Genomic DNA, 13,449 nt, shown 5'->3' on the forward strand with positions numbered 1-13,449 from the left:
TGAAGATGCTCCATTGGTTATTCGGTTTAAAAAAACCGAATACTACAGCTTAGGTGTACCCGTCGTGATGGCAAGCCGGTACTATTACCAAGCAAAAACCGGGCCTCGCTGCGTTGGCTTGGCAAGCAGTGCCTAAGCCGGGGTTGGGGCGGCATTCACCATCAGATTCGCCATCATGCCCAGTGACTCGTGTTCCAGAATGTGGCAATGCAGCATGCGCAGCCCCGGATGATCCTGGCGAACCTTCAGTCGCACCCGCTCGGCATGCGCGACGTTGATGGTGTCTTGCCAGGACAGGAACGGCGGTGAAATGGCGTCGCCCTGACGCACTGTCGCCACCACCTGAAACTGCACACCATGCAGATGGAAGGGATGATCCATATTCGAACCATTGATCACCTCCCACAGTTCGGTTTCACCCACCACACTGACGAAATCAATCCGGTCGTGCTCATAGCGCTTGCTGTTGATCAAAAAGCCGAAGTCTTTAGGGCTGCGTACCTCGCCCATTTCTTCGCTGAAGACGATGCGCTTGCTGCTGGTGGGCTCGGGCAAGGGCGGAATTTCGCGCAGTTTCTCTGGCATGGCCGGCGTTGCGACCTTCTCACCGGTCAGTACAACGTCCGCCAAGGGCAAGGCACGCTTCTGCTCCGGGGTCGCCATTCTGCCGCGTTTGTAGGGCTCGGCCAGCAGGGTCAGCTTGTTGCCTTTAGCCGCCATCGGCATTTCAATCAGCAGTTCCACGCGCTGCGCTGGCGCCAGCAACCATTCGCGCACTTCGTAAGGGGCCGCGATCAGTCCTCCGTCTGTCCCCACGACAAACAATCGTGCGCCAGGTAGCGCCAGGCGCAAATACCGGGCACTGCAGGCATTCCAGATACGAATCCGATTCAGGCTGCCCGGCGCCATTGCAACAGCAGGTCGCCATTGGCCGTTGATCAGGACGAATTGACCTTCCCGCCCATCGGCCCAGTCGGCCAGAGTGTTGGCAGGAATCTGCGCTGACTTGTCCAACCGCAGATCGCTGATCAGCAGCCACTGTTCGGGCAGATGGGCAAGCGGGTCTTTGGGGTCTCGCACGACAAAGGCGCCGGCCAGACCGCGAAACACCTGCTCTGCCGTGTCGTCATGCGGATGCGGGTGGTACCAGAAGGTGCCGCTGAAATCGGCCGGCAAGGTGAATTGGTAGAGGCGGCTCCCTCCCGGCTGTACTGCGTCATGGGGGGAGCCATCCTGATCTGCCGGCACTGGCAGACCATGCCAGTGGACCGTTGTGGCTTGTGGCAGGTGGTTTTCGAATTCGATTTCGACCCGACTGCCGGCCGCAATCTCGATGGCTGGACCGGGTAGCTGACCGTTATAGGCCCAAGCCTGGGTTTTATGGCCCCGGACCAGTTCCAGCGTGGCCGGAGCAGCAACCAGCTTGGCCTTGAACACCCCAGCTTCCTTGGTCTGATTGGCCAGCCGTGGCAAAGCCCGCAGCGGTTGCCCGACCGGCAAGCGGATGTTCGCCGGCGGCACAAAGGCATTGCCGCCTTTGATCACCAGTTTGGCGTGGTGATCCATTTCCATTCCGAACGCCTGGGCGCAGGCCAAGGCCAGACCGCTCAGCAAGAAATTGCGTCGATTCATGTTGTCTGATTTCCCGATGTAGATATTGTTCAAGGCTCTCCGGCAAACAAGGTAGCCAGGTGCCACTGGCCCGCCAAGACTCTGCCGATAACGCTATTCTCAAATTACTGGCCCCCACGCAGGCGCATGCATGCGTTGCGTCGTTGACTCGGTTCGACTCGCAAGCCACTTCCAAGAACGACCTCCGACGGCTGCGCAGGTTCCATATGACCGATGAACTTGTCATAGCACACCCCCTCCAACTACGGTTCAGACCTTTGCCCAAGCAAGAAAGCCGATATGAAGCTGATTCCGACCAAACTGAAGAACCGCTTGCGTGCCCGCAAGCAACTGCGCAGTGCAACCGACTATCACTTTGCGATTTCCAGCCGCATCCAGTTGCTGGATCTGGCGCGATGGCGCGCCGTGGTAGGCGAACAGAGTTTTTTCTTCTCGCCCGAATATCTGGCAATGCTCGAAGCCGCCGGCCCGGAGGGGCTGGAGCCACGCTATGCCTTGATCGCCGATGACGAGCGGCCCCTGGCGGTGGTGTGCATGCAGATTGTACGAGTCAGCCTGGCCCAGCTTGGCGATCATCACGGTGACAATCCCGGGTTGAAAAGCAAAGTGGCTCAGCGTGTGCTGGTTGGCGGCAATCTGCTCAGTTATGGCATGCACGCCGTCTGTTTTGCCGAAGGCGCTGATCGCACAGCCCTGTGGCCTGCGGTAGCAGAAGTGCTCTATCGGGTTCGACGCGAAGAAAAGCTATCTGGCCAGACCAATCTGGTGGTGATCAAAGACTTTGGCGAAGCCGAAAAGCAGGAAGCGGCCGCCTTGGCAGGGCTTAGCTATACCGCCATTGAAACCGAACCCAATATGGTGCTGACGTTACCCGACCACATCAGCACACATGCCGATTATCTGGCCAGTCTGACCTCCAAATACCGCAGTTCGATCAAACAACAGGTGATGAAGCCGTTCGAAGCCGCCGGTTACACGCTTGAGGTGCTCGACGACGTCGCCAGTGCCGCCGACACGCTGCAAGCCTTGTATCTGGCGGTGCATGAAAATGCCAGCCTGCGCCCCTTCACATTGGATGCCAGTTACTGGCCAGCGCTCAAAGCCACCGCAGGCCCACAGGTGACCTTCCATATTGCCCGCAAGGAGGGAGGTATCGATGGTTTCGTTGCCACCTTGCGCGACGGACCGGTCGGCTACGTTTACCACATCGGTTTTAATCGCGACGTTGCCAACCAGGGCGTGCCGCTCTATCTGCGACTGCTGCACGCCGCGCTGGCACAGGCCATCGACTACGGCTGCCGGCGCATCTCTTTTGGTCGCACGGCGCTCGAACCCAAAGCGCGGCTAGGCTGCCAACCCGAGCCCACTCATGTCTGGCTACGCCACCGTCAGCCCTTGCTGAATCAGGTGATGCGGCCCTTGCTGCGTCGCATTCAGCACGAAGAGGCCCCCGAGTATCAACCATTCAAGAAGACAAGCGGCCAGGTTGAATAACGCGCCGGCGTCTATACTTGACTCGTCATGCAATCTGATTTGGCACGAGTTGAATATGAAACGACTTGCCAGCCTCCTGCTTATAAGCCTGGGCGCTTCCAGCGCCTGGGCTGCCAACCTCAGCATCAACTTTCCGGTCAGTGAAGATGGGCGCCATCAGTTTTTTCAGGAGCTGCTGGTCGAATCACTCAAGGCTGCCGGGCACAATGTCAGCCTCAATGGCGTCGATATTCCCCGCCACAAGCGTTCCTACCTTTTTCTGGAAAGCGGCAAGATTGATCTGCTGTGGATGCTCCCGAGCGCAGAGCGGGATGCTCGCTTTACCCGGATCAACCAGCCGCTGACACGCGGATTGATCGGCACGCGCATCCTACTGATCCCGCCAGGAGAAGAAAGCCGCTTCGCGTCGATCAACTCTCTGGAGGATTTCAAGCGGACCGGCATGGTGGGGGGTTTTGGCGGCGGGTGGGTAGATATCGCCATCTGGAAGGCCAATGGACTACCTACCTATGAGCACAATGGCGAATGGAATGATCTGTTCCGCCTGGTTGCCTCGAAGATGCGCGGTATCGATTACTTCCCACGCGGCGCCAATGAAATCGGGCGAGAAGCAGCCATGCATAGCAATCTGATCATTGAGCCGCGCCTGATGCTGACTTACCCGGCAGACTTTCATTACTACATCGCCCGCAACCGGCGCGATCTGATCGACGCCTTGAACACCGCCTTGCCGCAAGCCATGAAAAATGGCGTCTATGACCGGCTCTACAAGCAGCATCTGGAGCCCATTGCCAGAAGCCTGAATCTGAGCGAGCGCCGCAATATCAAGCTTGAACTGCCGGCCAGCTGACAGCCCAGCCGCAGCCAGCCAGGCCGCATCTGGCATAATCGCGGCTTTGCCCACTGTCTGCGCCCCATGTATACACGACGCCTCTGGCGCCAGCCGCTTTGCCAGGCGCCTCGCCGTCTTCACCCCTGGCTACAGCACCAGGCGTCGCTGACGGCCCGCCTGCAGGCCCACTTTCCCGATGTCCACGTCAGATTGCTTCATCAGGGCTGGTCTCGGCCGCACGCTGATGAGCTTGGCGAAATCGGCATGCAGCGGCCTCAGCGCACCCTTTGTCGCGAAGTTCTACTGCTCTCTGGTGACACGCCACTGGTGTTTGCCCACTCGGTTGCCGGCCATGATGCCTTGCGTCATGGCTTCCGCCTGCTATCACGGCAAGGCACCCGCCCTCTCGGAGCAACCCTGTTTGCCAAGCCACAGATCACCCGCCATCCGCTCAGCTGGTGCCGTATCGACCGACGCCATCCCCTATGGCGCAAAGCTGCGCAGGCCGCCGGCCCCCTGCCTTCCGTGCTGTGGGCGCGGCGCTCGTTATTCTCGCTGGGAACTGCACGACTACTGGTAACAGAAGTCTTTTTACCGGCAATCCGCCGGGAGGTTGCATGAATCGATCTGCATTGCTCGAACGCTTGTCCCTATATGAAAAACTGATGCGGCTCGACCGCCCCATCGGCATTCTGCTGCTGCTGTGGCCAACCTTGTGGGGGCTGTGGATTGCAGCCGCAGGCGTACCAGCCTGGCTGACGCTGTGGATCTTCATCATGGGCACGGTGCTTATGCGCTCTGCAGGTTGCGTCATCAACGACTACGCCGACCGTGACTTCGACCCGCACGTTGAGCGCACCAAAGACAGACCACTGGCCGCTCGGCGGGTCTCGACCAAGGAAGCCTTGCTGCTGGCCGCCGGTCTCACGCTCTGCGCCTTCCTGCTGATTCTTCCCCTGCCCCGGCTGGTAATCTGGCTGTCGATTCCCGCCGCGGTGCTAGCGGCCAGTTATCCGTTTACCAAGCGTTTTCTGGCCATCCCGCAAGCCTATCTGGGCATTGCTTTCGGGTTCGGCATCCCCATGGCGTTTGCTGCTATCCAGTACCAGGTTCCGTTGATAGCCTGGTGGCTGTTGCTGGCCAATGTTTTCTGGACCGTCGCCTACGATACCGAGTACGCGATGGTCGATCGTGACGATGATCTGAAAATCGGTATCAAGACATCTGCCATTACCTTTGGCCGCTTTGATGTCGCAGCGGTCATGCTGTGCTTTGTCCTGTTCTTTGCCAACCTGCTGGCCATCGGTATCTACCTGCATCGCGGCTGGTTTTACTATGCTGGGTTGGCAATCGCCGCGACCCAGGTGGTCTGGCAATACCGCCTGATTCGCGGACGCCAGCGCCAAGCGTGCTTCAAAGCCTTTCTGGCCAATAACTGGATTGGAGCATCGGTATTTGCGGGGCTGGTCTGCGACTACGGCCTGATGCGCTTTTACTAGGCGCTGTTGACGTTTTGGAATAATTATCTAATTTCTAGAAAAAACTTAGCCTTCAACACGCCAATCCGGACAGCCCATTACTCCTTTTCGACACCTTTCTTACACAGACCAATCTGGTGACATGATGACAACCAAGCAGTATCTGATCCTCGACGAGCCTGGCGCAGAAGACGACGTTTCTTGCATTATCGACGCCAACAGCCCGGAAGAAGCCTTCGATCACTTCGTAAAGTCGGTGTATCTGAAAGACACCTTGCTGACCAGCTACCTTCTGAGTGGTCGCGAAGATGGCCTGGGCGCTGTGTTGTATTCCGATAAAAATGGCCCATTCCTGAACGAAGTGCGGCGCCTGCGTGTCAAACGCGATTATGCCGAACAGCAATTCCAGAAGAACGTCAAAGAGTATTTTGGCGACGAGGCCGTGGCCGAGCAGTTCATCAAGTTGTGCGACGACCCGGAAGCCCATGCAGGCAAGACCGCCATTGAGTTGCTGCCAGAATCTGCACTCAGTCTGATCGCCCGCAATTTCTATGATGATCTGCCAATCATCGAGTTAAGCGCGATCCCCAAGCTCTAAACAACAATGTCAGATCTGGTCCAGTCCCTGCATGCCCTGCTACTGATGTTTGCTGCCATCCTCCCGCCCGTGGCGTGGGTCGGTGCAACCTTGCAATGGCGAGGTGTCCGTCATTTCGGCCTTCGTGTTCTGCACATCGGGGTAACTGGCTTTATCACTATCGAAACGCTGATGGGGTTGTTGTGGCCGATAACTGCCTGGGAGCGCTACCTGCTGGCAGCCATTCTGCCGGGCGGGATGATTTCCCGCTGGGCGGATACCCTGTTCGGCCTGCAGCTGTCCGCATGGGAGTTCGCTTTGGCTTACACAGGCTGGCTGTTCGTCAGTATCGTGACCTGGGTACTGGTACCACCACAGTCTCCCAAACAAGCCTCCCGCGTCTGAATACCGCGACCAGTGCGGGCACTTGTTGCCAGTCTACAAGTCAGAGTAGAAGCCGGAGCCGCGCAACCGGGGGCCAAGTCCTGTTGACGTTTTGTTTCAGGCCGAAGACAAAACGTCAACAGCCCCTAGCCCGAATAGATTGCTTATATCCCCCCCACAACCATTTCGGAGTTTGAAGTGACATTTCCATTCGCTTTACGCTTGATTGCACCATTGGCCGCCGCCGTTCTGGTGAGCGCCCCGGCACTGGGTGCCGTGACCGTCGGGCAAGCTGCCCCTGCTTTTGCGCTGTCTGACCAGAATGGCAAAACCCGCAGCGCTGAAGAGTTCAAGGGCAAGTGGCTAGTACTTTATTTCTATCCCAAGGCAGATACCCCCAGCTGTACCGACCAGGCTTGCGGATTTCGCGATGAATTTGCCCTGCTGAAAGTTCTGGGCGCAGAGGTCATGGGCGTCAGCACCGACAACGCTGCCGACCTCGCACAATTCGCGCAGAAAAACCATCTGCCGTTTCCGTTGCTGGCAGACAAGGATGGCAAAGTCTCCGAGCTATTTGGCACCTTGATCAATCTCGGCCTGACCAAGCTCTCGAAGCGCCACACGTTTCTGATCGACCCTGACGGCAAGATTGTGCGTCGCTACACTGATGTTAACGCCAAGGGAGATGCCAAGCAGGTTGTGGAAGATTTGCGCCAGTTAACCAAAGCCAGCAAGCCCTGAGTCGAACTCATGGACTTTTCGATCAGCGTACCTGCCTTGCTGTTCCCGGCCATTTCGCTGCTGTTACTGGCTTATACCAACCGCTTTCTGGCGTTATCGAGTGTCATTCGCACTTTGTACCGCGATTACCAGACAACGCCAGATGCCAAGATCGTGCGCCAGATCTCCAATCTGCGACGACGCGTCCAGTTGATCCGGGGCATGCAGGCGCTTGGCGTGGCGAGCATGCTGTTGTGCGTGCTCGACATGTTCCTGATTCTGGCCAGGCTGGAAAGAATCGCACCCGGCGTCTTTGCCATCAGCCTGGTACTGATGCTGATATCGCTAGCGCTGTCGATCATCGAGATCTGGATGTCCGGCGAGGCACTGAATATTCTGCTCTCCGACATCGAAGGCGCTTTGGCCGAGCATGCAGAAGCCGCTCTGCCACTGACTAAGGACGCTGCAGGCAAACCGGACAATCCGGATCGCGCTTGAACTTGAGGCTACGCCATTGCATGGAGCGCGCATCCAGCGTCAGCAAGCGCCCCACTGGCGATTCGCCGATACCTGCCAGCAGCTTCAACGCCTCTGCTGCCTGCATGCTGCCAATAATGCCAACGAGTGGCGCAAACACTCCGAAAGTGGCACATGGCCCATCGTTGGCTTCGCCCCCGTCATCGGGGAACAGGCAGTGGTAGCAGGGGCTCTCTGCATGCCGCAGGTCAAAGACACTCAGCTGGCCATCAAAACGCACCGCCGCCCCAGACACCAAGGGCTTGGCCATTCGGGCGCACGCCGCGTTGAGAGCGTGTCGGGTTGGGAAATTGTCGCAACAATCGACCACTACATCCGCCGCCGCCACCAATGCCTGCAAAGGCTCGTCTGAAACGCGACGAGCCAATGCTTCTACTTGGACCTCCGGGTTCAGCCGTGCAATTTCAGCCGCCGCCGACTCCACTTTGAGCCGTCCCAAATCCGCTTGATGATGCGCAATCTGTCTTTGCAGATTGGTCAGCTCTACGGTGTCATCGTCGCAAATCGTCATGCGCCCCACCCCGGCCGCAGCAAGATACATCGCTACCGGCGAGCCTAGCCCCCCCATGCCGACAACCAGAACGTGCGCAGCCCCAATAGCCTGCTGACCTTCAATACCCACCTCAGGCAGCAGGATGTGCCGGCTGTAGCGCAGCAGGCTTTCATCGGAGAAATCAGGTAGCTCACAAACAGACATAAAATTTCCTTGTTGCAAAGAAAAACGCCGCAGAATGCGGCGTTGGTGAGTTTCCAGTTTGAGTGTGGAAGCGAAAGCAAGAGCGCCTCCCGCATCCCCTCAAAAAAATAAATCTGGCTATTAATGTCGCAAACTTATTTGGCTGACGCCGTCGCAGCCGCTGGCTGAGCCTGTGGCTTGGCCAGCAAAATCTGCTGTACCTTCAAAACATTAAGTGCCTGTTGCAGCTGGTAATCCACGCGATCAGCTTCGGCCGCGTCATCTCCCTTGCCGCGCTTCTCGCCTTTCTTGGCGGCAGGCTTGGCAGGTGTCAAGGCAGCTGGTGGCGTTACTGCATCGGGCTTTTTATCGTCAGCTTTCTGAGTTGCCTTATCGGTCTTTTCGCCATTCGGATTTTCCAAATGGTGCTCAAGATCTGCCTCGCGCAACCGGTAAGCATCCGGGTTTACGCCGTTGACGGTCGCTTCCTCGGCGATGATGTCCGGTGTAATCCCCTTGGCCTGGATCGAACGACCGCTCGGTGTGAAGTAACGCGCCGTCGTCAATTTAATGGCGGATGTTGGCCCAATCGGCAGAATCGACTGCACCGAACCCTTGCCAAAACTCTGGGTCCCGACAACAACGGCGCGCTTGTGGTCCTGCAAAGCCCCCGCCACGATTTCAGACGCCGAGGCACTGCCTCCATTCACCAGCACCACCATCGGCACCGTTTTGGCTTCCTTCGGCAGGCTCTTCAGAATATCGGCCCGGTTATTATCACGCTGGTAGTTTTCACGTGTGGCGTTGAGCCGAACTTTCGAGTCGGGTGTACGACCTTCGGTATAAACGACCAAAGAACCTTCCGGCAGGAAGGCAGCGGAAACGCCAACCGCGGTATTCAGCACCCCACCCGGATCATTGCGCAGATCCAGCACCAGCCCTTTCAGGCCCTTGGCTTCCTTGCTCAGATTTTCCAGCGCTTTTACCAAGTCTTCCGTGCTGTGCTCCTGGAACTGGGTAATCCGTACATAACCGAACCCAGGCTCCAGCATGCGAGCCTTGACGCTCTGCACCTTGATGATGGCGCGTGTCAGGGTAAAGGTCAGGGGCTTGCCTTCTCCCTTGCGCAATACTGTCAACGTCACGGGGGTATTGGGTTTACCACGCATCTTGGTGACAGCTTGGTTCAGACTGAGGCCACGAACATTGGTGTCATCAATCTTCATGATGTAATCACCAGACTTCACACCCGCCCGGAAAGCCGGAGTGTCTTCGATCGGGGTGATGACCCGCACCAAGCCATCTTCCAGATTGACTTCCAGCCCCAAACCTCCGAATTCACCGGAAGTGGATACGCGCAGCTCCTTGAATGCTTCGGCATCCAGATACGAACTATGCGGGTCCAGCCCTGCCAGCATGCCGTTGATTGCCTCGTTAATGAGCTTCTTGTCATCGACGGGCTCGACATAGTCTTGCTTGATACGGCCGTAAACTTCAGTAAAGGCCCGCAATTCAGTAAGCGGCAACGGCCCCGTCGTCTCTTTCTGTGCGATGGCGGTAAAACCCACCGACACGACCACTCCGAGGCTGACGCCGGTACTGAGCCATAGCAGTTTTTGAAAACGTGGATTCATTGTGTCCTCTGTCGCGCCTACTTCACCCACGATAGTGGATCAAGCGGTTTGCCTTGATGTCTTAATTCAAAGTATATCCCCGAATCTGCGCTGCCGCCGCTGTTTCCCGACGTTGCGACCGATTCGCCGGCTTTGACCTTTTCACCCACTTCCTTGAGTAGGCTTTCAGCCGCGCCATAAATCGTCATATAGCCGTCGCCATGATCGACGATCAGCATATTGCCAAAGCCTCGCAACCAATCTGCGAATACAACCTGCCCCGACGCCACCGATTTGACGGGCAGACCCGCTCCGGCTTTGACAAACACACCTTTCCAGACTGTACCTTCACTGCGGCGTGCGCCAAATTTGCCAACTAGCGCCCCTTTCAATGGCAAGGTCAGTCGGCCTTTGAGACCTGCAAATTCAACACCATCTGCCGGCGCTGCCTCTGGTGTGCTCGCAGACCCTTTGTTTTCGACCGGCTTTTCTGATTTAGTTTCCACGGGCCGACTATCGGGCTTGGTTTCCGGCCGGGTTTCAACTTTAGGATCTGGCTTGGTATCGGGCTTGGAAGAAGCGGATGGTTTGGCGGGCGATGGCTTGGCCGCCTTGGCTTCACGATCACGGATCAGTTTGTTCAGGCGCTCGATCAGGTTGGTCAGCCGCTTTTCATCGGATTGCAAACGCGCAATCTGGCTACGGCGCGCATCGATCTCGGCGGCAATCCGGGTCAAGGTGGTCTGGCGGGCCAGATGTTCCTGCTGCAGCTCTCCCTTATGCTTCTGTTTCTCTTCCGCAATCTGTTGTAACTCTGCCGTCTTGAGTTTCAACGTTTCGGCAAGCGGGGTAAGTTGACTCAGACGCTCTTCCAGCTGCTTGCTGATGCGTTGGTGGGCTTGAGCAAGGTAGCGGTAATAACGCAAATCACGTGAGATCTTGTTGGGGTCTTTTTGCTGCAACACCAACTTCAGCGCTTCATATCGCCCAGCCCGGTACTCAGCTCGAAGCAAACGGCCAATGCGATCACGGCTTGAGTCAATATCCGCCTTCGCCCTGCTAATGTCTGTCCTGACTCGGGATAACTCAGACTCGGCCTCCAACTGCTGCGAATGCAGGCTGGCCAAGGCCCGGTTTGCTTCGCTGATCGCCTTTTCAGAGGACTTCAGCGCATCAATCGCCTCTTCCCGGCTCGCCTCACTCTCGGCCAATTCATGCTTGAGGTTGTCGATTTCTTCTCGCAACTTGCCGAGATTTTCCTCAGGCTGCCCAGCCGCCAACAAAGGCAGGGACACGCCCGCTATCAGGCAAGCCAACAGGTAGTGTGCGATCTTCACTCGAAGCGGATCAGCGAATGACCGGTCATGTCCGCAGGCTGGGATAAGCCCATCATGGCCAGCAGGGTTGGCGCGACATCCTTCAAGGCACCTTCACCCATTGGGGCAAGGCTGGCAGGTCGTCCGATATACAGGAATGGCACCAGATCTGTCGTATGTTGGGTATGGGCCTGCCCCGATGCGGCATCAAACATCATTTCGCAATTACCGTGATCGGCCGTAATCAGCACCTCGCCGCCTGCAGCCTGCATCGCTTCGACGCAACGACCAACGCATTCATCAAGCGCTTCGACGGCCTGCACGGCGGCTGCAAAGTTCCCGGTGTGCCCAACCATATCGCCGTTGGCGTAATTGCAGATGATGGCTGCGTATTGGCCAGACTGAATGGCCTCAACAATCTTGTCGGTGACCACCCGGGCACTCATTTCCGGCTGCAGATCGTAAGTTGCCACTTTTGGGGATTGCACCAGAATGCGGTCTTCCCCAGGAAACTCTTTCTCTTCGCCACCACTGAAGAAGTAGGTGACATGCGGGTATTTCTCGGTCTCGGCGATGCGTAGCTGCTTGAGCCCCAATTGTCCCAGGTGTTCACCAAAACTATTGCGGACTTTCTCTTTTTCGTAAGCGACCGGATAGGGGTAGGCCTCGGCATAACGCGTCAACGTAGCGTACATGGCCAGCTTGGGGCGAATGGGTCGGGCAAATCCTTCAAATTGCACGTCATTGATTGCCATCGAGATTTCACGAGCCCGATCTGCACGGAAGTTCATAAACACTACAACATCGCCATCCTGCAAGGGGCAATGCTCGCCTATTGCTGTAGCCTGCACAAACTCGTCGTTCTCGCCGCGCTCATAAGCCATCTGCAGCGCAGCCAGTGCGGTGTCGGCATGAAACGCTGACTTTCCTTCAACGATCAGGCGATATGCGGGCTCCACTCGCTCCCATCGCTTGTCGCGATCCATCACAAAATAGCGCCCGACAACCGATGCGATGCCTGCACCGGGGCATGCATCACAAACGGCTTGCAGCCGTTGCAAGTAAACCTCTGCGCTGCGAGGCGGGGTATCCCTGCCATCCAGAAACGCATGAACCGCAATACGTGCAACACCCGCTGCATGGGCGTCCTTGATCAACGCATGGATATGGTTTTCATGACTATGCACGCCACCATCCGACAACAATCCGAACAAGTGCAGGGTGTTGTGCCCTTTGCTGGCCTCAATTGCCTGGGCAAGAACGGAATTACGCCTCAGGGTTCCCTCTGCGACGTCACAATCAATACGGCTGATATCCTGCTGCAGAATACGGCCAGCACCAATATTAAGATGGCCGACTTCCGAGTTCCCGAACTGGCCATCCGGCAGACCCACAAAACGCTCTGATGCATTAATGGCAGTGTAGGGATAACGTGCCGTGAGTTTGTCCCAATTCGGCTTTCTGGCATGCAGGATCGCGTTGTCATCACCATCCAGTCGGTGACCGAATCCATCAAGTATCAGTAGTAGTACAGGGCGAACAGTCGTCATGAGTCAGAAGGGCAAGTTAGCTTTGATTACCGGAAAATTGAGGCAAGTCCGAACGGTGCTGGCCAAGATGGTATCGCTACCGACATTTGGCATGACGCCTATCTGGGCAATTGCCAATAGGAAGACAAGCAACAAAAGTGCATAATAATATGCTTTACACTAACCACCGTTGCCGCAATGCAACGAAGCGGCTAACATTCTATCAGCATCTTTTGGCAGGCTGCTCTCTGGAGAGCCGGTCTTAGTCTTCCCGCCTACGCTACCCCCCAATGGATTTGCAACCAGATCATTTTTTGATTAATGACGACGAACAGATTGCCCAAGCATCGCGTGCGATGAAGGCAATGTCGCATCCTCTCCGACTCAAGATTCTCTGTGTGCTGGGCTTGGGGGAGTTATCTGTCCAGGAAATTGTGGAAATGGTTGGGACTACCCAAAGCAATATTTCCCAACATCTTGCAAGCTTGCGGGAAAACGGTGTGCTCCGAACCCGTAAAGATGGCAACCGCGTCTTTTACCGGGTCGGAGATACCAGAACCTTGGCAGTTGTCGGCATGATGCGGGATGTGTTCTGCGGCTTTATCGAATGAGCCTGACCCACTACACCGATAGTCACTGAACAGCCTCAATGCTTCACGCG

At 56.7% G+C, this 13,449-nt stretch carries 14 protein-coding genes; 9 read left to right on the top strand and 5 right to left on the bottom strand.

Annotated features, from left to right (window positions below; translation table 11 throughout):
* Positions 1–132: 132 nt before the first annotated feature.
* On the bottom strand, positions 133–1,632 hold the full coding sequence (locus PZA18_RS09085; RefSeq protein ID WP_284100511.1) for a multicopper oxidase family protein: 1,500 nt from the start codon (positions 1,630–1,632) through the stop codon (positions 133–135).
* Positions 1,633–1,911: 279 nt separating this feature from the next.
* Here PZA18_RS09085 and PZA18_RS09090 point away from each other — a divergent pair, with 279 nt between their 5' ends.
* The 8 genes from PZA18_RS09090 to PZA18_RS09125 all read left to right on the top strand — a co-directional run bounded on the left by PZA18_RS09090 (position 1,912) and on the right by PZA18_RS09125 (position 7,615).
* Entirely contained in the window at positions 1,912–3,126 is a 1,215-nt protein-coding gene (locus PZA18_RS09090; protein ID WP_284100512.1) for a GNAT family N-acetyltransferase, read from the top strand.
* Positions 3,127–3,181: 55 nt separating this feature from the next.
* Complete coding sequence (locus PZA18_RS09095; RefSeq protein ID WP_284100513.1) at positions 3,182–3,976, top strand: type 2 periplasmic-binding domain-containing protein; 795 nt, start codon at positions 3,182–3,184, stop codon at positions 3,974–3,976.
* Between the two features lie 66 nt (positions 3,977–4,042).
* Positions 4,043–4,579 carry a chorismate--pyruvate lyase family protein gene (locus PZA18_RS09100; protein WP_284100514.1) on the top strand — a complete coding sequence of 179 codons (537 nt, stop codon included), beginning with the start codon at positions 4,043–4,045 and terminating at the stop codon, positions 4,577–4,579.
* The gene (gene ubiA, locus PZA18_RS09105; RefSeq protein ID WP_308447358.1) at positions 4,576–5,457 is read left to right on the top strand and encodes a 4-hydroxybenzoate octaprenyltransferase; all 882 of its coding nucleotides are present in this window, start codon (positions 4,576–4,578) and stop codon (positions 5,455–5,457) included. The genes PZA18_RS09100 and ubiA overlap by 4 nt, the downstream gene beginning before the upstream one ends.
* A 121-nt stretch (positions 5,458–5,578) precedes the next feature.
* Positions 5,579–6,034 carry a hypothetical protein gene (locus PZA18_RS09110; RefSeq protein ID WP_284100515.1) on the top strand — a complete coding sequence of 152 codons (456 nt, stop codon included), beginning with the start codon at positions 5,579–5,581 and terminating at the stop codon, positions 6,032–6,034.
* A gap of 6 nt (positions 6,035–6,040) precedes the next feature.
* Positions 6,041–6,418 (top strand): DUF2784 family protein, encoded by a 378-nt coding sequence (locus PZA18_RS09115; RefSeq protein WP_284100516.1) that lies wholly within the window; start codon positions 6,041–6,043, stop codon positions 6,416–6,418.
* A gap of 177 nt (positions 6,419–6,595) precedes the next feature.
* Positions 6,596–7,138 carry a peroxiredoxin gene (locus tag PZA18_RS09120; protein ID WP_284100517.1) on the top strand — a complete coding sequence of 181 codons (543 nt, stop codon included), beginning with the start codon at positions 6,596–6,598 and terminating at the stop codon, positions 7,136–7,138.
* 9 nt (positions 7,139–7,147) lie between these two features.
* The gene (locus PZA18_RS09125; RefSeq protein WP_284100518.1) at positions 7,148–7,615 is read left to right on the top strand and encodes a DUF2721 domain-containing protein; all 468 of its coding nucleotides are present in this window, start codon (positions 7,148–7,150) and stop codon (positions 7,613–7,615) included.
* Here the strand turns inward: PZA18_RS09125 and PZA18_RS09130 are convergent.
* The 4 genes from PZA18_RS09130 to gpmI form a co-directional block, all read right to left on the bottom strand.
* A complete protein-coding gene (locus tag PZA18_RS09130) occupies positions 7,572–8,351 on the bottom strand; it encodes a HesA/MoeB/ThiF family protein (protein ID WP_284100519.1) in 780 nt (259 codons plus the stop codon). The two genes, PZA18_RS09125 and PZA18_RS09130, sit on opposite strands and share 44 nt — an antisense overlap.
* 134 nt (positions 8,352–8,485) lie before the next feature.
* A complete protein-coding gene (locus tag PZA18_RS09135) occupies positions 8,486–9,964 on the bottom strand; it encodes a S41 family peptidase (RefSeq protein ID WP_284100520.1) in 1,479 nt (492 codons plus the stop codon).
* Positions 9,965–9,981: 17 nt separating this feature from the next.
* Positions 9,982–11,280, bottom strand: coding sequence for a peptidoglycan DD-metalloendopeptidase family protein (locus PZA18_RS09140; RefSeq protein ID WP_284100521.1), 1,299 nt, complete (start codon positions 11,278–11,280; stop codon positions 9,982–9,984).
* A complete protein-coding gene (gene gpmI / locus PZA18_RS09145) occupies positions 11,277–12,809 on the bottom strand; it encodes a 2,3-bisphosphoglycerate-independent phosphoglycerate mutase (protein ID WP_284100522.1) in 1,533 nt (510 codons plus the stop codon). Before gpmI ends, PZA18_RS09140 begins: the two co-directional genes overlap by 4 nt.
* A 269-nt stretch (positions 12,810–13,078) precedes the next feature.
* On the opposite strand from gpmI, the gene PZA18_RS09150 reads away from it, so the two are divergent.
* The gene (locus tag PZA18_RS09150; RefSeq protein ID WP_284100523.1) at positions 13,079–13,399 is read left to right on the top strand and encodes an ArsR/SmtB family transcription factor; all 321 of its coding nucleotides are present in this window, start codon (positions 13,079–13,081) and stop codon (positions 13,397–13,399) included.
* Positions 13,400–13,449 lie beyond the last annotated feature (50 nt).

The sequence above is a fragment of the Parachitinimonas caeni genome, from assembly GCF_030129945.1.
Classification (GTDB): Bacteria; Pseudomonadota; Gammaproteobacteria; order Burkholderiales; family Chitinimonadaceae; genus Parachitinimonas; species Parachitinimonas caeni.

What these genes read in the sequence shown, in the direction of transcription:
- PZA18_RS09095 (WP_284100513.1), top strand. Translation starts at nt 3,182, where the DNA reads ATGAAACGACTTGCCAGCCTCCTGCTTATAAGCCTGGGCGCTTCCAGC.
- PZA18_RS09135 (WP_284100520.1), bottom strand. Translation starts at nt 9,964, where the DNA reads ATGAATCCACGTTTTCAAAAACTGCTATGGCTCAGTACCGGCGTCAGC.
- PZA18_RS09100 (WP_284100514.1), top strand. Translation starts at nt 4,043, where the DNA reads ATGTATACACGACGCCTCTGGCGCCAGCCGCTTTGCCAGGCGCCTCGC.
- gpmI (WP_284100522.1), bottom strand. Translation starts at nt 12,809, where the DNA reads ATGACGACTGTTCGCCCTGTACTACTACTGATACTTGATGGATTCGGT.
- PZA18_RS09130 (WP_284100519.1), bottom strand. Translation starts at nt 8,351, where the DNA reads ATGTCTGTTTGTGAGCTACCTGATTTCTCCGATGAAAGCCTGCTGCGC.
- PZA18_RS09125 (WP_284100518.1), top strand. Translation starts at nt 7,148, where the DNA reads ATGGACTTTTCGATCAGCGTACCTGCCTTGCTGTTCCCGGCCATTTCG.
- PZA18_RS09115 (WP_284100516.1), top strand. Translation starts at nt 6,041, where the DNA reads ATGTCAGATCTGGTCCAGTCCCTGCATGCCCTGCTACTGATGTTTGCT.
- ubiA (WP_308447358.1), top strand. Translation starts at nt 4,576, where the DNA reads ATGAATCGATCTGCATTGCTCGAACGCTTGTCCCTATATGAAAAACTG.
- PZA18_RS09110 (WP_284100515.1), top strand. Translation starts at nt 5,579, where the DNA reads ATGATGACAACCAAGCAGTATCTGATCCTCGACGAGCCTGGCGCAGAA.
- PZA18_RS09150 (WP_284100523.1), top strand. Translation starts at nt 13,079, where the DNA reads ATGGATTTGCAACCAGATCATTTTTTGATTAATGACGACGAACAGATT.
- PZA18_RS09085 (WP_284100511.1), bottom strand. Translation starts at nt 1,632, where the DNA reads ATGAATCGACGCAATTTCTTGCTGAGCGGTCTGGCCTTGGCCTGCGCC.
- PZA18_RS09090 (WP_284100512.1), top strand. Translation starts at nt 1,912, where the DNA reads ATGAAGCTGATTCCGACCAAACTGAAGAACCGCTTGCGTGCCCGCAAG.